General features: G+C 61.9%; 16 protein-coding genes and 4 tRNA genes. 5 read left to right on the forward strand and 15 right to left on the reverse strand.

The features are described 5' to 3' along the window. Nucleotides 1-3: 3 nt before the first annotated feature. The 7 genes from pgsA to CRD59_RS04530 all read right to left on the reverse strand — a co-directional run bounded on the left by pgsA (nucleotide 4) and on the right by CRD59_RS04530 (nucleotide 4,682). A complete protein-coding gene (pgsA, locus tag CRD59_RS04500) occupies nucleotides 4-675 on the reverse strand; it encodes a phosphatidylinositol phosphate synthase (RefSeq protein ID WP_113853501.1) in 672 nt (223 codons plus the stop codon). A gap of 79 nt (nucleotides 676-754) precedes the next feature. Then, complete coding sequence (gene thrS, locus CRD59_RS04505; protein WP_113853502.1) at nucleotides 755-2,797, reverse strand: threonine--tRNA ligase; 2,043 nt, start codon at nucleotides 2,795-2,797, stop codon at nucleotides 755-757. A 101-nt stretch (nucleotides 2,798-2,898) separates the two neighbouring features. After that, nucleotides 2,899-3,750, reverse strand: coding sequence for a PAC2 family protein (locus tag CRD59_RS04510; RefSeq protein WP_113853503.1), 852 nt, complete (start codon nucleotides 3,748-3,750; stop codon nucleotides 2,899-2,901). Between the two features lie 521 nt (nucleotides 3,751-4,271). Continuing rightward, a tRNA-Val gene (locus CRD59_RS04515) sits at nucleotides 4,272-4,344 on the reverse strand. A 55-nt stretch (nucleotides 4,345-4,399) separates the two neighbouring features. Beyond that, nucleotides 4,400-4,471 (reverse strand) — tRNA-Val (locus CRD59_RS04520). Nucleotides 4,472-4,510: 39 nt separating this feature from the next. Beyond that, a tRNA-Cys gene (locus CRD59_RS04525) sits at nucleotides 4,511-4,581 on the reverse strand. Nucleotides 4,582-4,609: 28 nt separating this feature from the next. Continuing rightward, a tRNA-Gly gene (locus tag CRD59_RS04530) sits at nucleotides 4,610-4,682 on the reverse strand. 634 nt (nucleotides 4,683-5,316) lie between these two features. Here CRD59_RS04530 and CRD59_RS04535 point away from each other — a divergent pair. Further along, nucleotides 5,317-6,783, forward strand: coding sequence for an MDR family MFS transporter (locus CRD59_RS04535; RefSeq protein ID WP_236632721.1), 1,467 nt, complete (start codon nucleotides 5,317-5,319; stop codon nucleotides 6,781-6,783). Here the strand turns inward: CRD59_RS04535 and CRD59_RS04540 are convergent. Next, a complete protein-coding gene (locus tag CRD59_RS04540) occupies nucleotides 6,780-7,157 on the reverse strand; it encodes a hypothetical protein (RefSeq protein WP_113853505.1) in 378 nt (125 codons plus the stop codon). The genes CRD59_RS04535 and CRD59_RS04540 overlap by 4 nt on opposite strands. Before the next feature lie 335 nt (nucleotides 7,158-7,492). Here CRD59_RS04540 and CRD59_RS04545 point away from each other — a divergent pair, with 335 nt between their 5' ends. Continuing rightward, complete coding sequence (locus tag CRD59_RS04545; RefSeq protein ID WP_236632722.1) at nucleotides 7,493-8,356, forward strand: class I SAM-dependent methyltransferase; 864 nt, start codon at nucleotides 7,493-7,495, stop codon at nucleotides 8,354-8,356. A gap of 74 nt (nucleotides 8,357-8,430) precedes the next feature. Here the strand turns inward: CRD59_RS04545 and CRD59_RS04550 are convergent, their stop codons facing one another. Continuing rightward, nucleotides 8,431-9,306 (reverse strand): undecaprenyl-diphosphate phosphatase, encoded by an 876-nt coding sequence (locus tag CRD59_RS04550; protein WP_113853506.1) that lies wholly within the window; start codon nucleotides 9,304-9,306, stop codon nucleotides 8,431-8,433. Nucleotides 9,307-9,448: 142 nt separating this feature from the next. Here CRD59_RS04550 and CRD59_RS04555 point away from each other — a divergent pair, with 142 nt between their 5' ends. Continuing rightward, a complete protein-coding gene (locus CRD59_RS04555; RefSeq protein ID WP_113853546.1) occupies nucleotides 9,449-10,243 on the forward strand; it encodes a fructosamine kinase family protein in 795 nt (264 codons plus the stop codon). 82 nt (nucleotides 10,244-10,325) lie between these two features. Here CRD59_RS04555 and dnaJ read toward each other — a convergent pair whose 3' ends face one another. Then, entirely contained in the window at nucleotides 10,326-11,459 is a 1,134-nt protein-coding gene (gene dnaJ, locus CRD59_RS04560; protein WP_113853507.1) for a molecular chaperone DnaJ, read from the reverse strand. Between the two features lie 92 nt (nucleotides 11,460-11,551). Continuing rightward, on the reverse strand, nucleotides 11,552-12,643 hold the full coding sequence (gene hrcA / locus CRD59_RS04565) for a heat-inducible transcriptional repressor HrcA (protein ID WP_113853508.1): 1,092 nt from the start codon (nucleotides 12,641-12,643) through the stop codon (nucleotides 11,552-11,554). 248 nt (nucleotides 12,644-12,891) lie between these two features. On the opposite strand from hrcA, the gene tkt reads away from it, so the two are divergent. Together tkt and tal are read left to right on the forward strand one after the other, a co-directional pair. Continuing rightward, a complete protein-coding gene (gene tkt / locus CRD59_RS04570; protein WP_113853509.1) occupies nucleotides 12,892-14,994 on the forward strand; it encodes a transketolase in 2,103 nt (700 codons plus the stop codon). Nucleotides 14,995-15,065: 71 nt separating this feature from the next. Beyond that, entirely contained in the window at nucleotides 15,066-16,175 is a 1,110-nt protein-coding gene (gene tal / locus CRD59_RS04575) for a transaldolase (RefSeq protein ID WP_113853510.1), read from the forward strand. 201 nt (nucleotides 16,176-16,376) lie between these two features. On the opposite strand, the gene secG is transcribed toward tal, so the two are convergent. From secG to whiA, 4 genes are all read right to left on the reverse strand, one after another. After that, nucleotides 16,377-16,625 carry a preprotein translocase subunit SecG gene (gene secG, locus CRD59_RS04580; protein WP_113853511.1) on the reverse strand — a complete coding sequence of 83 codons (249 nt, stop codon included), beginning with the start codon at nucleotides 16,623-16,625 and terminating at the stop codon, nucleotides 16,377-16,379. A gap of 79 nt (nucleotides 16,626-16,704) precedes the next feature. Further along, nucleotides 16,705-17,499 carry a triose-phosphate isomerase gene (tpiA, locus tag CRD59_RS04585; protein WP_113853512.1) on the reverse strand — a complete coding sequence of 265 codons (795 nt, stop codon included), beginning with the start codon at nucleotides 17,497-17,499 and terminating at the stop codon, nucleotides 16,705-16,707. A 98-nt stretch (nucleotides 17,500-17,597) separates the two neighbouring features. Then, a complete protein-coding gene (locus CRD59_RS04590; RefSeq protein WP_113853513.1) occupies nucleotides 17,598-18,803 on the reverse strand; it encodes a phosphoglycerate kinase in 1,206 nt (401 codons plus the stop codon). A gap of 134 nt (nucleotides 18,804-18,937) precedes the next feature. Continuing rightward, nucleotides 18,938-19,885, reverse strand: a complete 948-nt coding sequence (gene whiA / locus CRD59_RS04595; RefSeq protein ID WP_113853514.1) for a DNA-binding protein WhiA — start codon at nucleotides 19,883-19,885, stop codon at nucleotides 18,938-18,940. Between the last annotated feature and the right edge of the window lie 102 nt (nucleotides 19,886-19,987).

Genomic DNA, 19,987 nt, shown 5'->3' on the forward strand with positions numbered 1-19,987 from the left:
GCCTCACTCGTGGCTGGGATCAGCGGGGCTGGGGGTACGGTTCATCTCCTGGCGGACCAGGCCGATTCGCTGGCAGACCGTGACCAGCCCCAGCAGGTCGAGCAGGAGCAGGAAACAGACGAGCCAAGCCAGTGGCAGGCCGGCGCCTGTCAGGGCCATGCCAGCGAGGATGATGACCAGGCGGTCCGAACGGGTGGCGATGCCGTTCTTGGCTTCGAATCCCTCAGCCTCGGCGCGTGCCCGGGCATAAGAGGTGACGAAGGAGGTCATGATCGCGAATAAGGCGGCTGCCATGCCGACCTGGGCCCAGATGTCCCCTCCGGACGCACCATGGGCGATCCATGCCAGCTCATGCTTGCGCAGGTAGATCATAACCGCCGCCAGGACCGCCCAATCCGCCACCCGGTCCAGTGTCGAATCCAGGAAGGCACCGAACTGGGTGCCACCCCCGGTCAGTGAGGCCACTGAACCGTCCAGGGAGTCGAACGCGACCAGGATGGCCAGCAAAACGGCCCCAGGCAGGAGCCAACCGGTCAGACCGGTGATGAAGGCGACCACGACCGTGCCGGCCGCCCCTATTACGGTGACCCCGTTGGCTGTGATGCCCAGGTGCACGATGCCCCGGGCTATAGGCTCAATGGCCCGCTTCCAGGGCCCACGTAAATGTTCGAACATCCTTCACCTTATCGTCGACCGGTTGTCGCCTTGTTATAGGTCATCCACCCATCGTCGGCGACCTTCCCCCCTGACCGCCTCAGACCTTGACCGCGTCCGTGTGCTCGACGAAATCGTCGGCTGTATTGACCTGCACACGTCGTGCGAGGGCCTGGCCTATCCAGGCGATGGCATCATCCACCGGCACTCCGTTCAGCTGGGAACCGTCCCGGAAACGGAATGAGACGGCGCCATTGGAAGCATCCTCCTCACCGGCGATAAGAATGAAAGGAGCCTTTGACTTAGCCGCGTTGCGTATCTTCTTGCCGAATCGGTCGTCCGACCGGTCGAGCTCGCAGCGGACCATATTCTCCCGCAAGCGGTCGATGACGCTTTGCAGGTGAGGGGCCACATCGTCTGCGACCGGAACGGCCTGCACCTGGACCGGCGCCAGCCAAGCCGGGAAAGCTCCGGCATAGTGCTCGAGGAGGATGGCGAAGAAACGCTCGATCGAACCGAACAAGGCACGGTGAATCATGACCGGCCGCTGGTGGGACCCGTCGGCGGCGATGTACTCCAAGCCGAAACGCTCGGGCAGGTTGAAATCAAGCTGAATTGTAGACACCTGCCAGGTACGGCCGATTGCGTCCCTCGCCTGGACCGAGATCTTGGGGCCGTAGAAGGCGGCGCCGCCCGGGTCATCCACCAGCTCAAGTCCTGATTCAGAACCTACCTGTGCCAGCGTGGAGGTTGCCTCCTCCCAGACTTCGTCGGAGCCGACGAACTTGTCCGGGTCCTTGGTGGACAGCTCAAGGTAGAAGTCGTTCAACCCGAAGTCCTTCAGGACCTTGAGCACGAATCTGAGCAGGCTGGTCAGCTCGCCCTTCATCTGTTCCCGCGTGCAGTAGATATGGGAGTCGTCCTGTGTCAGGCCACGCACGCGTGTCAGGCCATGGACCTCGCCCGACTTCTCATAGCGGTAGACGGTGCCGAACTCGAACAGGCGCAGGGGCAGCTCCCTGTAGGACCGCTGTCGAGACTTGAAGATCAGGTTGTGCATGGGGCAGTTCATGGGCTTCAGATAGTAATCGAAACCCTGCTTGACGACATTGCCGTCGATGTCACGCTCCTCATCCAGATGCATCGGCGGGTACATGCCGTCCTTGTACCACTGGAGGTGGCCGGAGATCTCATAGAGATGCCCTTTGGTGATATGCGGGGTCTGCACGAAGGAGTAGCCGTGCTTGCGGTGCATCTCACGCGAGTAATCCTCCATGGCGTTGATCACCGCCGCCCCCTTGGGGTGGAAGACCGGCAGGCCGGGCCCTATTTCGTCCGGGAATGAGAAGAGATCCATTTCTGAACCCAGCTTGCGGTGGTCGCGCTTGGCTGCTTCTTCCAATCTGGTCTGGTAGGCCTTCAGGTCCTCCTTGGAGGCCCAGGCGGTTCCGTATACGCGTTGCAGCATGGGGTTCTTCTCGCTGCCGCGCCAGTATGCAGCGGCTGTACGCAGGAGCTTGAAAGCCTTGATATAGCGGGTGTTTGGTAGGTGAGGGCCCCGGCAAAGATCGGTGAAAGTCACCTGGCCTTGGCGATCCAGGTTGTCGTACATGCTCAGCTCACCGCCCGAGACTTCAATGGCCTCGTCGCCCTCGATCTGTGCTTCCTTCAAGCCGATAAGCTCCAGCTTGTAGGGCTGGTCGGCTTCCTGCGCACGGGCCTCTTGCTCTGAGACCACCCTCCGGCGGAAAGGCTGCGAAGTCTTGATGATGGCCTTCATTCTCTTTTCGACCTCCTTGAGGTCGTCGGGGGTGAAGGGCTTGTCAACGTCGAAATCGTAATAGAAGCCATCCTGGATCGCAGGGCCGATCCCCAGCTTGGCCTCCGGCCGGACCTGAAGTACCGCCTGAGCCATGACGTGGGCGGCCGAATGACGCATGATCGCCAGGCCCGCATCCGATGCGAGTGTGATGGGTTCGACCGAATCACCGTCTTGGAGCGGTGTGTCCAAATCGCGTGGGCTGCCATTGACCGTTACCGCGATGATGTCCTTGTCATCTGCGAAGAGCTGGGCGCCGGTCGAGTCGGCCGCCACCTCCTTCGCTTGGTCGTTCAGGGTTATGGAGATGTTCGACTGCGTCATATCGGTGCCGTCCTAGCTATCGGGGCCCGCGGTACAGGGTGCAGGCCTTGGACTTACATTACCGACGCAACGATAGGCCTTCACGCCGACAAACCCGCGCTTCAGTCTCCCTTTCCCGGGCCGTCCATGGACCGCAGGAACTCCTCGGCCTCGCGCACCAGCTCCCGGGCGGTCGGATCGTTAACATGGCTTGGGATGGATGAAGCAGCTTTCGAATCGCTCTCCACCTCCAAGCGCCGTACGTATTCGGCCAAATCGTCGTTGCAGCGAGTCAGGACCGATGCCTGGGCCCGCCAGTGGTCGGCCCGCTGGGGCAGGTCGCCCTCGTCCAGGGGCAAACCCAGCAGTCCTGATACCCGGCGGAGGAGTTGTAAAGTGCCCTGTGCACATTCGTCGGAACCGAGGTATTGCGGGACGGACACCCATACCGTCTCCGTCTCGAAGCCGGCTTCACGCGCCAGGGCTTCCAGGACGGTAGGTATTCCGACAGGACCGGAGTGCCCCTCGGTGTCAACGTCGGCTTCATCACTGGCCAGGTCATCGATCGGCAGGGCTCGGGTGTGCGGGCAATCGGCGAACATGGATCCAAGGGTCACGATTGCACCCACATCATAGTCCTCAGCCATGCGGATGCTCCGCTTGCAATACTCCTCCCAGCGGTAGTTCGGTTCGGGCCCGGTTTCCACCAGTAGGGAGACCTCAGGTGTCAGACGGACCTCATAGAACTTCGTCTCCGGCCAGCAGATCGAACGGCGCCCCTGCACATGGCAGAGCATGGGCCGTGCCACTTGATAATCGTAGAACCCCTCACAGCCGATGCCACCGACTTCCCGCGACTGGTAGGCATTGAGCAGGTGGCGGATCACATTCGTGGACGCGCTGCAGGCGTCGTTCCACCCGTCGAAAGCCGCCAGCAGCAGAGGGTACCGGCGGGGTTTGGCTTCTTCACTCATACTTATACCCTAGCCTGGCTGGGGTTGCCGGTGGTACGGTATGCCATCAGCGAGACCGTTCAAAGGTGGCCGAATCCCTGGCAGGCTGTCGCGTGTCCCCTGCACACCCGGCGATTCATGAAATCTGATATGCCGGACTCGACGATGGTGAATAAGTCCGACGAAATCATGGCAGGCATTCACGGTTCCCTAACCCATGCCAGACCAGTGCCGATGTCTTGCTCGATGAAAAGGCGATCGGTTGGCCAGTGTTGATTGCTTGCCCCCCCCCCTACTTTGTTCATTGCTGAGTTGCCGGAGAGGCACGGCATGGATGAGCCGGACAGTGGTGCCGAGAACTCACACCGTGATTGTTCGAACGACCATCCGTTCCGACGTGTTCAGGGATATGGCACATCACGTCGAGTGACGACACGACGGTCGCCGCGCCCCGCATCCAATCATGAGGCACAGCGAATCAGATGATGGCGCATGCCGGTATCGGACTGCAATGCCTGCTTGGCGGATTCGGAAAATCAGAGTGGGTGATGCAGGAATCGAACCTGCGACCCCTTCCGTGTGAAGGAAGTGCGCTAGCCGCTGCGCCAATCACCCAGTATAGAATCCAGCAGCCTTAGCCGGATGCAATCGACCGCGTACGTCGATTGAGTGGGCGATGCAAGATTCGAACTTGCGACCCCTTCCGTGTCAGGGAAGTGCGCTACCTCTGCGCCAACCGCCCGGGTCTTGCTGCGCACAAACGAAACCGCTCATGCACGAGAGGTGGGTACGAGAGTCGAACTCGTCTATACGGCTTTGCAGGCCGCTGCCTAACCGCTTGGCTAACCCACCGTAAGAGGTCGGACTACTCGAAGCCTCGAGCGGGCAACGGGACTCGGACCCGCGGTCTCGACCTTGGCAAGGTCGCGCTTTACCAACTAAGCTATGCCCGCATCTCATGCACTCCCCGAGGGGACCACCTGAGCACAAGATGTAACTATATCGGCTGCGGCCTGACAACGCAACAACCGCGTGTCGCCTAGTTTCCGCGTCCTCGGCGAATACAGGGAAACCGGCCATACGATGTGGCATGCCGGAAACCGGCCGCCCTGGTCTTCCATAGTTTCTTGGCGTCGCGATACGTAGTTTGAAGACCACATGCATGACAGATGACTGGGCTGCATATCGTTCCGGTCCACAACCAGCGGAACCGGAGGCTTTCACACTGCAGTGCAGCGAGAAGAGAGATCAACGGCGCCAGCAATGCTCGACCGGCTGTTTTCACTCCTCCGGTGTGGCAGGCTGTGAACGCTCATATATACACCGAGCACGGATCAGGGGGGGGGGGGCTTCGGCTCATGTGCCCGACTGACCTCAGGGCGCGGGTGCCGACCGCAAGATAGCCCTCTCCCCCGCGAGGGGCTGCGGCAAGTGCATTGATGGAAAATCCGGGGATGGTTGGATAATATCGTGAGCCTCCGCCTGCTGGCGCAGGCTGGGCAACGGTAAGAAGACATGGTTGATACAACGAAAGGGTTGCGGTGTAGGGTGAGCGAACGAGCGGCTAACGGGACAAGGGTCGGACCAGTGACGGCGGCTGTCTTCATGTCGACCTTCATGACGGCGGTGGAGGGAACGATAGTCTCCACGGCCATGCCCACAATCGTCTCCGACCTGCATGGCATGAGCATGATGAACTGGGTCTTCTCCATATACATGCTCATGTGCGCGGTCACGACTCCCATATACGGCAAACTCTCCGATCGCTTCGGCCGTAAGCCACTGATCAACATAGGCCTGGCCGTCTTCGTGATCGGCTCCCTTCTATGCGGCCTGTCGCAGAGCATGATCCAACTCATTCTCTCACGAGTGGTGCAGGGACTTGGCGCCGGGGCCATCCAACCATTGACCTTCACCATCCTGGCCGACATCTTCCCGATAGAGAAGCGGGCCAAGATGATCGGCTTCAACTCGTCGGCCTGGGGCGTGGCTTCGATTGTGGCCCCGCTCCTAGGCGGCTTCCTGGTCCAGCAGCTTTCCTGGCATTGGGTGTTTGCAGTGAATGTGCCGATCGGCCTGCTCGCCATCGTCCTGATCCAGCTCTTCCTCAAGGAGGACATCAAGGCCCAAGACCGGCCGGTCGACTATGCCGGCATAACCCTGCTCACCATCTGTCTCGTGGGGCTGATGCTGGGGCTGCAATACCTGGATGGAACGGCCGGCCCCTGGGCGTCCATCCTGCCGCTGGTCATCTGCGTCCTGGCATGCATCGGCCTGATCCGGATCGAGCGACGGCAGAGTGACCCCATTCTGCCCTTGCCCCTTTTCGGCAACCGCACCTTCATTGTCCAGAACATGGTTGTCCTGCTCATCTCGGGGTTCCTGATGGGCTTTGAGACCTACCTACCCATCCGCATGCAGTCCGTGCTGGGATTCAATCCCACACTCGGCGGGTTCGCGCTGACCCCCTCCTCGATCCTATGGTTGGTGGGCTCCTTCATGGCCGGAAAGCTGCTGACCAGACGCCCACCGCATTGGATCACCAACCAGGCCCTGGGCTTCCTGATTGTAGGCTGCATCGCCAGTATCGTGGTGCCCATCCATACTTCATATTTCGTGTTTTTGCTGATCTCCGCCGTATTCGGCTACGGCTTCGGTCTATCAATCACGATAGGCACGATGACCTCGCAATCAGTGGTGGGTTCGGATCAGGTGGGCATGGCCACGTCCTTCAACACCCTGGCCCGCAGCCTGGGGCAGACCCTGATGATCTCCGTGTTCGGCATCGTGATGAATGTGGTCATGGCGCGCGGAGTGGCAGGCACACCGGGACTGACCGCCACGATGATGGACCGGATGATCAACCCGGAGACCGCTGGCCAACTCCCGGCGCGGTTCCTGGAACCGGCCCGCGGCATTGTCTACGACGGTCTGAGGGCCATCTTCATCGTCGGCCTGGTCATTCTCCTGGCCGGCCTGGCATTCAACCTCACCGATCGCAGGTCCAATCGTCTGCTCACCCAGGCCACGCCTGAGCAAGTGGTCACGGACTAGGCCTGGGCTTCGTCCGCGGTGTCGTGCCCATCTCCGGCCTCGGCTGGTGGACCCGCCAGGGTCACTGGCGTCCGGCGTTCGGCCCGGTCCTTCCGGTAGGCAACCACGGACTGGTTGAAGCTCAGATCCCGGTGCTGCATGCGGAAAGCCTTGAGGGCCTTGGGGTCGATCGGATCGTCATAGGGACCGTCCCGGTAGAGCTGCCGCCCGATCCTGTACTCATGGATGCAATAGGCCAGCCCCAACAGGGTGACCAGGATAATGAGCAGCACGCCCAAGGGCCGTTGATCGAAACGCTTGGCCATGGGTACGATCAGGGCATCCACCAGCAGGCCGATCCACATGACCGTGACCCCTTTGACATTCGGCGACATGACCTGACCTCCCTTGGCGCTGGCCGCCCCCGGCCTCTTACCGGCAGGTTAGCAAGCTTGCCGGACGCAGGCCTGTGCCGTAGACTTTCGGTGACACTCCCTTACACGATATACAAGCACCCTCACGCTCCAGAAGCGTAGCGCCGTGGCGGAATCGAATGATTCGGCGGTGCTTGTTCTCGCTGCCTTATTTCCTTCCTTGTTCCGCCTCCTTCGCAGTCGGCTACCGCCTACCAACAGTGCCGGACGGTTCATTCGACCTTCCATGCAGTCCCTGCCGCGGCATCAGCCTTCCGGACGGGCACCTCCCGGCGTCACCTCAGAGAAAGCACGATATGACCATGCATGACCACGCCGCAAACCTCAACCACGACTTAGCCGAGAACCGGGCCAACTGGGACGACCGGGCCGAAGTACACGCTCAGGGCGGCTACGGCGACCTCGCCGTCTTCGCGGCAGACCCCACCGCCATAACACCGGTCGTACAGCGGGACCTGGCGGTGCTCCGACCCCACCTGCCCGCAAGCGGTGTCGCAGGCCTGAGTCTGCTCCACATGCAGTGCCACATCGGCACCGACACCCTGAGCTGGCAGCGCCTGGGCGCTCTCGATGTGCATGGGCTGGACTTTTCGCCCAGATCCCTGGACCACGCCCGGGCCCTGGCCGCACAGGCAGACGCTCCCATCACCTATGTGGAAGCCGACGCGCGTGCAGCCGACCAGGCACTACCGGGCAAGAGCTTCGACCTTATCGTCACTTCGGTAGGCACAATCACCTGGCTGCCGGACCTGGATGGCTGGGGCCGCTCTATCGCACACCTGCTGAATCCCGGCGGGGTCTTTATGATCAGGGACAACCACCCCCTGCTCTTCGCACTCGATGAGCAATCCCTGGCCATCAGCGGCGACTACCTCTCCGGCGGCGAGGACTCCTACGAGTCGGACGGCTCCTATACGCCGGGATCGGCCGGAAAAGTCCACCACACCAGCAATCACAACTGGTCGCACGACTTCCAGGAGATGACATCGGTCTTGCTGGCCGCCGGACTGAGCATAGAGGCGTTGGGCGAGCACCCGGAAGTGGACTGGCCGGCCCTGCCGGAGCTGGTGCACGACGAAAAGGAAGACGTGTGGAGGCTGCCTCAGGGCCGGCCACGCATACCGCTGACCTTCTCCATAGTGGCCCGCAAGCCGCGGTAGGCACGGATCACAGCATACAAAACCCCGCTTCCTCATAGTGGGAATGACGGGGTGTGCGCTTGCCGGAAGAGCTGTCAGGCCGCTGCGGCGGTGCCTACGGCGGGGATTACACCGGCCAGGAGGAGGATGGCGACCAGGATGGCCAGACCGATTCGGTAGACGACGAAAGCGCGGTAGGAGAACATGGAGACGATCTTGAGGAAGGCGATGATGACCAGGTAGCCAACGACGAAGGATACGATAGTGGCGCAGATGGTTGCCCCCCAACCGGGGAAGTTGGCATCGGCGTTAATGTCCTTAAGGGACTTGAGGGTCTCCAGGATGCCGGCCCCGAAGACCGCGGGGATGGCCATCAGGAATGAGACGCGGGCCGCAGCTTCCCGCGTATAGCCCAGGGCACGGCCGAAAGTCATGGTGCCGCCGGAGCGGGAAACGCCGGGAATCAAGGCGAGCATCTGCCCTATGCCGAATAGGGCAGCGTCCTTGGCCGTCATCTGTTCGATTGTCTTGTTCTGTTTGCTGTGACGATCGAAATAATCCAGGAGGAGGCCGAAGAGAATAAGGACCACCACCGTGATCCACAGGTTGCGTAGATTTGTCTCAATCGACTTCTGGAACAGCAGGCCGGCGATGACGATGGGAACGGTACCGATGATGATGTACCAGCCCATGGCGGCGTCACGGTCTTCCGAGCCCATACGCTCATGCCATCCCCGGCCATCCTTGCCTGTCAGACAGCCGAACCAGTGGGTCAGGATGCGTGCGATGTCGCGACGGAAGTAGAGCAGGACCGCGAATTCGGTGCCAAATTGGATGATGGCCGTGAACGCGGCCCCAGGATCGCGCCCCATAAGGGCTCCGACGATGCGGATGTGAGCGCTTGAGGATACCGGAAAGTACTCGGTCAGAGCCTGGACGAGGCCGAATAGTATCGCTTGGAAAAAGTTCATGGACCCCTCACATGCATGGCGGACGGAAGATGCGCCGAAGGCCAAGCATAGCCAACCGTATGGTCAACCCGGGTCCAATGCCGACGATGTCTCGCAGAATGCCCACAATGGGGGTGTCACCATGGAACTGGAGGAGGCGCTCATGGCGGTTGCATACAGGAAGTCACGGGGCGGGAGTCCGGATGGGTTCTTCGAATGCGAAGGCAGGGGGCTTGAATGGCTCGGGAAGGCCCAGACCCAAGGTGGACCGCGCGTGGTTGAAGTAATTGACTGGGGGGCGGATTACCTGGACATCGAACGGGTCGAGAGCACGGCTCCCACCCCTGGTGCGGCCTACCGCTTCGGCGCCCAACTCGCCCATATGCACGAAGCAGGAGCCGGCCACTTCGGTTCCGGGCCGGACGGCTATGACGGCACCTGCTACTTTGGCCCACTGCAGGACCCTGTACCCATGGATACCGGCGATTGGAGTGATCCCGCCACATACTTGGCCGAAGGCAGGCTCAGGCCGATGGTGCGGATGGGAATCGCGCGAGGGAGTCTCAACCGCTCGGACATGGACCTGACCGAGCGAGTGATCGAGGCCCTCCCGCAGTTGCTGGGCCCGGCGGCGGACGACCATCCGGCCCGCCTGCACGGTGATCTGTGGTCGGGTAATGTGATGTGGTCCGCCGACCGTGGTCGGACCGAGGCCGTCCTCATCGACCCCGCTGCCCATGGCGGCCACCGGGAGGAGGACCTGGCCATGCTCCACTTGTTCGGCATGCCCTACCTCAGCCAGATAGAGGACGGCTACCAGTCCGTCCATCCACTTGCACAGGGCTGGCGGGATCGTTACACACTCTGGCAGCTGTACCCGATCGCAGGGCACTGCGTCTTCTTCGGCGGCGGCTACGTCAGCGAGTACCGGTCCATGTGCCGATCACTGCTGGAGTGATAGGTCTAGGGAGATTGGGAAGGGGTCTTGGATCCGGTTTGCGATGACCGGATCCAAGACCCCTTCCCTCCAGAGGGCAGACTCAGCTGAACATGCCTTTGAGTTTGCCGAAAAGTCCCTTTCTGCCCCCACTGACGAGGGGTTTGGACGACTGAGCCAGCTCCTGACGACCGGAGTCATGGCTGTCGGCGAACCGGCGGATCAGTTCGTCCTCCTGCTCGCTCAGCTTGGTGGGAATAGAAACCAGGACATGAACAAGGATGTCACCGCGTTCCTGGGTACCCATACGTGTGACTCCCAGGCCCTTCAGGTCAACGACGTCCCCAGGCTGGCAACCGGCCGGCACTTCCACCTGCTGCGGTCCATCGAAGGTCTCCAGCTGGGCTTCATGCCCAAGGACAGCCCAGGTCATGGGTATGTTGATCCAGCAGTGGAGGTCGTCGCCGTCCCTGGTATAGAGTTCGTCGGGTTTGATGCTCACGTCTATATACAGGTCGCCGGCGGCACCGCCGCCTTCGCCGACCTCGCCCTGGGAACCGAGGCGCAGACGGGCTCCGTCTCCTATGCCTGCGGGAATGGTGACCCCCACGTCCCTGCGGACCCGGACACGACCGTGCCCCTGGCATTCGGGGCATGGGTGCTCGATGATGCTGCCATGGCCCTCACAGCGCTCGCAGGGGGCCGTCGTCATCATCTGCCCAAGAAGCGTACGCGCCACCTTCTGCACGAACCCACGGCCTTGGCAGACCGGGCAGGTGACAGGCTGCTCACCGTGCTCGGCCCCTGAACCGCCACAGGTCTGACACAGGCCGAAGGTGCTGATCCGGGCGTGGGCGGTGCCGCCGAAGACCGCCGTCTTGAGGTCGATGGAGACGTCCGCCAGAGCGTCCCTTCCGGGTTGGGTCCGGGGTATGGGCCCCTGGGATGCGCCGCCGAAGCCGGAACCGAAGAACTGCCCGAAGATGTCCCCCATGTCGAAGCCCGATCCGCCGGCTGAGGCCGCCGGGTCGTTGGGGTCCACACCCGCGTCGTACATCCGTTTCTTCTCGGGGTCCGAGAGCACCTCGTAGGCGGAATTGACCTCCTTGAACTTGTCTTCGAACTCGGGGCCGGCGATGTCCGGGTGGTACTTGCGGCTCATCTTGCGGTAGGCCTTCTTGATCTCCGCTTCGCTTGCACCGCGGCTGACGCCCAATACCTCGTAATAATCTGCCAACGATCATTCCTTTTGCTGTCCTGGGATAACCCTGCCATTGTGCCATGGGGACCGGTCAGTCGGGGCTGTGCCCAACCGGTCCGGGACACGTATCAGCCGTCCTCGTCCCCCTCTGGGGCCAGAAAGGTGGTCAGGTAGGCGGCCACTGCTTTGACCGCGCTCATAGTGGTCTGGTAATCCATATGGGTAGGGCCGATGGACCCCACGAAGGCGATTGGGCCATCGTCATCCCCTCCCCCGTCGCGGCCCGCCTCCCCTTGGGCATGGCCGTAGCCGCTGGTCACCACCGAGGCATGCAAGAGACCGGGCGTCCCCGTCTCCTTGCCGATGGCCACCGATACTCCGCCATTGGTCTGTGACAATTCACTTTGTGCGCTCATCAGGCGCATGAGGATGACCTGCTCCTCCAGAGCGTCCAGCAAGGGGGCCAGCTCGGCAACGGTGAGGGCCTTACGATGGGTCAGTTGCGAACGGCCGGCCATGTGGAGCGCGGAGGATTCCTCCTCGTCCGCCATGTCGGCGAATACCTGCGACAGTCCGCGCAGCAAACGGGAACCTGCCGACGGGCCGGATTGCCCTGATTCGGCCTGCAGCCGATCGGCCGCTTTCGATAGGGACAGCCCCTGACATTGCCGGTTCAGGGTTTCCGACAGCCCACCCAGTTGGCTTTCGTCGCACTCCTGCTCCGGACCTAGTGGCAGGGTGTGCTGCGCCACCCGTCCGGTGTCGGTGATCACAACAACCAAAAGGGCATGACCGGACAGCCCAATCAGTTCCAAGCGACGCAGACGTGACTTGGCCAGCGAAGGCGAGGCGACCACGGCGACCTGTCCGGTAATCTGCGCCAGCAGGCGTGCGGCCCTCTGGAGGGTCTCATCCAAATCGGCCGATCCTGAAAGAAAGGTGTCGATGGCTTTGCGCTGGGTGGGGCTCAGCGGCACCAACCTGGCCAGCCTGTCCACGAAATAGCGGTAGCCCTTCTGCGTGGGCACACGACCGGCCGAGGTGTGCGGCTGTATCAGATAACCTTCGTCCTCCAGCGCCGCCATGTCGTTGCGGACGGTGGCCGAGCTCACACCCAACCGGTGGTCCTTGGCCACAGCGCCGGACCCGACAGGTTCCTGCGAACGTATATAGTCCTCCACCACCGCCCTCAGCACCAGCATCCGTCTGTTCGTAGCCATCGCTCCTCCTCACCATCCCCTGCGCCGCCTGGCGAGGAGAGGACTCCGGTCCCATTCTATTGGTGGTCGGGCCATAGGAGCGATGCACCTTCGCGCGGGGCTGAGAACCGCCCTGACCACCCTCCTGGAGCACCTTACAGTGTCGGCTCAGGAGGATAGCATGTAAACTGTAATGCCAAGGTAAACGAACATTTTCGGCACAAGTCGGAACATGTCGACCTACCAATTGGAAGGAAAGTTGATCATATATGACCGATTTTACGTGGACTGACCTGGACAAGCGTGCCGTCGACATGGCCAAGGTCCTGTCAGCCGATGCGGTGGAGAAGGCGGGCTCCGGTCACCCTGGTTCACCCATCTCGCTGGCGCCGATCGCCTACACCCTTTACCAGCACTTCATCAAGCACGATCCCAACGACCCCGACTGGGCAGGTCGTGATCGCTTCATCCTCTCCGGCGGGCATGCCTCGCTCACCCAATATGTTCAGCTCTTCTTCTCCGGCTATGGCCTGACCTTGGACGACCTGAAGCGCTTCCGCACGGCCGGCACCCGCACCCCCGGACACCCGGAGTACGGCCTGACCCCCGGCATTGAGATGACCACCGGCCCCCTGGGTCAGGGTCTGGCCTCCGCCGTCGGGTTCGCCTATGGACAACGTTTCGAACGTGGGCTGCTTGACCCGCAGGCACCGGCCGGGCAGTCACCCTTCGACCACAAGGTCTGGGTCATCTGCGGGGAAGGGGACCTGGAGGAGGGCGTCTCCTCCGAGGCGAGCTCACTGGCCGGCGGGCAAAGGCTCGGAAACCTGACCGTCATCTTCGACGCCAACCACATTCAGATTGAAGGTGACACCAGGATCGCCTTCGGCGAAGACATACTCAAACGCTATGAATCCTATGGCTGGTACACCGACGAGTTCTCCTTCATCCAGCCTGACGGCTCCTACAAGGAGGACGTCGAAGGCTTCGCAGCTGTCCTGGAGAAGGCGGAGCAGGTCACCGACCGCCCCAAGTTCATCAAGGTGGACACACTGATGGCTTGGCCCACCCCCGGCAAGACAAACGACCCCTCGGCCCATGGCTCCGCCCTCGGCGCCGAAGCCGTCGCAGGTCTCAAGAAGGAGCTGGGGTACGACCCGGACGAGACCTTCCACATCGATGAAGAGGCGCTGGCACACGCGCGAGAGGTCGCCCAGCGCGGTCTGGCCGCCCACAAGGACTGGGATGAGCGTTTCCAGGCCTGGCGCAAGGCCAACCCCGACAAGGCGGCCCTTTATGACCGCATCCATGCCGGTAAGCTGCCCGAAGGCTTCGACAAGGCCATCGACCAGGCCATCGCCTCATTCGAGACCGGCTCCAAGCTGGCCACGCGAAAGGCATCCGGTGCCGTGCTGAACGCCATCGCCGAGGTCATGCCCGAGCTCTGGGGCGGTTCGGCCGACCTGGGCGGGTCCAACAACACCAACATCAAGGGCGCCGCCTCCTTCGATCCAGCTGATATGGCGACCAAGCAATGGCCGCAGGCCAACCCCTATGGCCGCCAGCTCCACTTCGGTGTGCGCGAGTTCGCCATGGGGGCCATAACCAACGGCATCCTGCTGGGCAGTGATACCCGCCCCTTCAATGGCACTTTCTTCCAGTTCTCTGATTATGAGCGCCCGGCTGTGCGTTTGGCGGCGCTGATGGACATCCCCAACCTCTACGTCTGGACCCACGATTCCGTGGCTTTGGGTGAGGACGGACCGACCCACCAGCCGATCGAGCACCTGGCCGCCATTCGTGCGATACCGCAGATGGAGGTCGTGCGCCCCGCCGATGCCTTCGAGACCGCAGAGGCCTACCGCGCCTTCTTTGAGAAGGGCAACTCGCATCCCACTGCCATGATCCTGACCCGCCAAGGTGTCCCGACCCTGGCCGAGACCCAGGCGAAGGCGGCAGAAGGTGTGCGCAAGGGTGCTTATGTGCTCCTGGACACCGATGGCCAACCCGATGTGCTGATCATGGCCACCGGCTCCGAGGTACAGCATGCCGTCAGCGCAGCCAGGACCCTGGCCGGCGAGGGGATCAAAGCCCGCGTCATCTCCGTACCGTCCCTGGACTGGTTCGAGGAGCAGGACCCGGAGTATCGGGAAGCCATCCTGCCTGCATCGGTCAAGGCACGAGTTTCCGTCGAAGCCGGCCTGGCCCTGCCCTGGTACAAGTACCTCGGTTCCTACGGCAGGCCTGTCTCCATCGAGCAGTTCGGCCTTCAGGGTTCGGGCGACGAAAATATGCGTGACCTCGGCATCACACCCGAGCATGTCATAGAAGCCGCCAAAGCTTCCATCGAAGCGGTCGAGGCCGCTCGCTGAGCCAACTGAAAAGCCGCATCAACCGTTCCCCACCGGTACTTCGGTGGGGGCGCAATAAGGAGAAACACAATATGGTACAAAACGCAAACACCAAGCGGACATCCGATTCCGGTGTCTCGATCTGGCTGGACGACCTGAGCCGCACCCGCATCGAATCGGGCAACCTGCAGCAGCTGATCGCCGAGAAGAATGTGGTCGGTGTGACCACCAATCCCTCGATCTTCCAGAAGGCGCTTCATCAGGTGGGTCCCTACGACGCACAGCTCAAGGAGCTCGGCCGCGTCGATGTCGAGCAGGCGGTGCAGGAACTGACCACCACTGACGTACGCAACGCCACCGATATCTTCCACGATGTCGCCGAGCGTTCGGACTACGTAGATGGCCGTGTCTCAATCGAGGTGGACCCCCGACTGGCGCACAATACCGAAGAGACCGAGAAGCAGGCGGAGATCCTGTGGAAGAAGGTCAACCGCCCCAACGCGATGATCAAGATCCCGGCCACCTTGGAGGGACTGCCTGCCATCACCGCAACCCTGGCCAAGGGCATTTCGGTCAATGTGACCCTGATTTTCTCCCTGGAGCGCTATGAGCAGGTCATGGACGCCTTCATCGAGGGCATGGTCCAGGCCGATCAGAACGGCCACGACCTGAACCACATGGGTTCGGTCGCCTCCTTCTTCGTGTCCCGTGTGGACACCGCAGTGGACAAGCTCCTTGAAGCCAACGGATCCGACGAAGCCAAGGCCCTGGAAGGGAAGGCCGCAGTGGCCAACGCCCGCCTTGCCTATGAGCTCTTCGAGAAGAAGTTCGCCGGTGACGCCCGCTGGGCAGCCCTGGAAGCCAAGGGTGCCAAGAAGCAGCGTCCGCTCTGGGCATCGACCGGCACCAAGAACGCCGCATACTCCGACTGCAAGTATGTCGATGAGCTTGTCGCTGCGCATGTGGTCAACACCATGCCGGAGAAGACACTGAATGCACTGGCCGACCATGGCGCCGGCGCACCCTCGATCGAAGGAACGTATGAGGAGAGCCATCGGATCATGGACCGGCTGGCGGACCTGGGCATCTCGATCAAGGAAGTCACCGACAAGCTCGAAGCTGACGGTGTGGCCGCCTTCATCGATTCCTGGTCCTCGGTCCTGGCCGATGTTCAGGCCGGCATCGACCGCGTCAACGGCTGAGGGTTGACCTCCTGATTCCGGTTTGCCAGTGTACGGCCGGCAACCGATTGATACGGACGGCCCCGATGGAATGTTCTTCCATCGGGGCCGTCCGTCATGACGAGGAGATGCGATGACACGGCCCTGCCATGTCCCCGGACCTGCCCGAATATGACAATCCCCGGCGTGGTATATGAACGCCGGGGATCGGGAAAGGGAATCTCAGCCGATGTGGTACTTGGCCATCAGGCTCAGTGCGATGATGATGGCCACCCAGATCAGAGCCACGATGATGGTGAGCCTGTTCAGATTCTTCTCGGCCACCCCTGAGGTGCCCGCGTTCGAGCTGATGCCGCCGCCGAACATGTCGGACAGGCCACCGCCCTTGCCCCTGTGCATCAGAATGAGCAGGGTCAGCAGGATGCTGGCGATGACGACAATTACCTCTAGGGCGATCTTGACAATGGTCACAGGGCTACCTCCACGTGTGTATTGCTACAAGTCTAGCGTAAGGCCCGGAGAAGACCATGCTTGCAGCCTCGAACCTCGCTCAGCCCCTGGTTGTGGCCTTGAGCGTGAGTCTTGCGATGCGCGCTAGCTCTTCGACATCCAGGGCTGCACCACCGATCAGAAAACCGTCCACATCAGGTTGCCCTATCAGTTCCTGGGCATTCTTCGAACTCACCGAACCACCGTAGAGGATTCGCAGGTCCTCCGCGGTGCGGTCGCTGAAGGCCGATCTGATATGGGCCCTGATCGCAGAAGCCGCGTCCTGGGCCACGTCCGGCGTAGCCACCATACCGGTGCCGACGGCCCAGACCGGTTCATAGGCTACAATCAGCTTGGCCGCTTCCTCCTCGGAAAGATCCCGGGTGACATCCTTCACTTGCCCTACAGCGAATTCCAATTCTATGCCCTGCCGTCGCTCCTCGTAGCTCTCCCCCACGCAGAGTATGGGTTGCATGCCCGCGGCCAGGACAGCGCGCACCTGGTCGACTATATTGGCATCGTCCTCCGGGTGGTACTTACGCCGCTCCGAATGCCCCACAATCACGTAGGTACAACCCAGTTGCGCCAGCATGTCAGCGGACACATCGCCGGTGAAAGCACCTTGGGAGGTGACCGAGACAGTCTGCGCCCCATAGCGAATCTTCAGGTTGTCGGCCTCCACCAGCACCTGGATGGATCGCAGGGAGGTGAAGGTGGGCATGAGAGCCAGCTCGCACCTACTGTAGTCGAACTTGGCATCCCGGAGCAGCCAGGCCAGCTTCTGCACGAAATACGTGGCCTCCAGATGGTCGAAATTCATCTTCCAATTGCCGGCTACCAGCGGCATCCGTGTCATGGCATCCTTCTCTCGTATTTCATCGAACCGGGAAGCGACGAGTGCCGGACGGCGTTTCAACCGTCCGGCACTCGCCATGGCAGGAAATCAACTACAGACTACTCCAGGACCTTCAGACCCGGAAGCTCCTTGCCCTCCAGGAACTCCAGGGAGGCCCCGCCGCCCGTGGAGATGTGGGAGAAGCCGTCCTCCGGGAAGCCAAGGTTGCGCACTGCCGAAGCGGAGTCTCCGCCACCGACGATCGTGAAAGCCCCGGAACGGGTCGCATCGATCAGGCCCTGGGCCACAGCCTTGGTGCCTTCCGCGAACTGGGCGACCTCGAAGACGCCCATAGGGCCGTTCCATACTACCGTCTTCGAATCGACGATCTTGTCGTGGAAGAGCTTGCAGGAATCCGGGCCGATGTCAAGACCCATCATGTCCGACGGAATGGCGTCTGCCGGGACCACCTTGGGATCAACCGGGGTGTCACCCGCGGGGAAGCCCTTGTTGACGACGACATCGGTCGGGAAGACCAGTTCGACATTGTTCCGCCTGGCGGTCTCGATGTACCCCTTGACCTTGCCGACCTGGTCCTCCTCCAGCAAGGAGGAACCCACCTCGTAGCCCTGGGCCTTCAGGAAGGTGAAGACCATACCACCGCCGATGACCAGACGATCGGCCTTGTCGAGCAGGTTCTCGATGACGCCGAGCTTGTCGGAGACTTTGGAACCGCCCAGGACCACCGTGTAGGGCCGCTCAGGGTTCTCCGTGCCCTTGGACAGGGCATCGACTTCCTTCTGCACCAGGAGCCCGGCGGCGGAGGGCAGGTCGGCCGCCACGTCATAGTCGGAGCCCTGGGCACGGTGGACCACACCGAAGCCGTCTGAGACGAACACCTCGCCCAGGGCGGCGATCTTCTTCGCATAGGCCGCGCGCTCGGCCCCGTCCTTGCTGGTCTCCTCAGGATTGAAACGGACATTCTCCAGCAGGATCACGTCGCCGTCCGACATGGCCTTCACCTTGGCCTGCGCATCCTCGCCATAGGTGTCCTTCGCCAGAGGCACATCCATACCCAGGAGCTCACCCAGGCGCTTGGCGACCGGTGCCAGGCTCAGCTCCGGTACGACCTTGCCCTTGGGACGTCCCAGGTGGGCCATGACGATGACCTTGGCCCCCTGCTCCTTAAGATCCTTGATAGTTGGCAGCGCGGCACGGATACGGCCGTCGTCGGTGATGGTCGTACCATCCAGCGGCACATTGAAATCAGCGCGGACCAATACGCGCTTGCCTTTGAGATTGCCGAGATCATGAAGCGTCTTCATGGATTTCCTTTCCAGACCGCAGGCGCGCTAACGATGCATCGGCGCGGAAACGGCCAAACTTACCATTATGCGAATCCACCAACCCATGATAGTTGCCCGAAAGGATAAAGGTGGAAGTGATGTTCGGTTCCCGCTCAGGATTCGTCGCCGCGCTGCTTGCGCACCTTCTGGGCCAGCTGGAGCAGACGGCGGATGCGGCCGGCGATCGCGTCCTTTGTGACCGGCGGGTCGGCCAGTCGACCCAGCTCCTCCAGACTGGCGTCCCGGTGGTCCAGACGGAGCTGGCCAGCGGCACGCAGGTTCTCCGGAATGTCGTCGCCCAGGATCCTGAACGCCTCGGTCACCTTGGCCGAGGCCTCTACTGCCGCCTTTGCCGACCGGCGCATATTGGCGTCGTCGAAGTTCGCCAGACGGTTCGCCTTGCCCCGTGATTCGCCATCCGAACGCTTGCCGGTCCACTCGCGTGCCGCCTTCGGTGCGCCGATCAGGTTGAGCATGCGTTCGATGGCATCCGGATCGCGCAGGGTCACACGTTCGGAGGAACGCACTTGCCGGGCCTTGGCCTTGATACCCAGCCGGCGGGCCGCCTGAACCAAGGCCAGGGCGGCTTCGGATCCAGGGCAGACAATCTCGAGGTAGGATGCCTTGCCAGGGTCGGACAATTCGCCGTGAGCCAGGAAGGCACCCCTCCAAGCGGCTTTTATCTGTGAGATGTTTCCCGATACGATGTCCTCGGGCAGGCCCCTGACAGGGCGTTTGCGACGGTCGAGAAGCCCTGTCTGGAGAGCAAGGGCGCCCCCTGCGCGTAGGACACGGACCGAGTAGCGGCGGGCTTGACCGGTCGGGGTCTGCCGGGCCACCTCGATGAGGTCTGAATCGTGGCCATAGATGTCACGGATGGTGTTCTGCAGCCATTGGGCGGCGGGTAGTGAGTCGAACTGGGCTTCGACGACGATGTGGCGCTGGATGATATGCAAGCCGCCGCCGAAACGGATCATCGCCGCGGACTGGGCTTTCTTGGCTTGCGGCAACTCCCCGTCGATGCCGGCGAGTTCGCTTTTGACGTCATCCAGTAGGGCCAAGACCCGTCCTCCTACGATTCTCATGCGATTTACCAGGGCCCGCCCCATGCATGGGGATGCGACCACCGGACTACTGTGTTACCGAATCTCTTGGACAAATGA

This window comes from Bifidobacterium xylocopae (genome assembly GCF_003315615.1).
GTDB lineage: Bacteria > Actinomycetota > Actinomycetes > Actinomycetales > Bifidobacteriaceae > Bombiscardovia > Bombiscardovia xylocopae.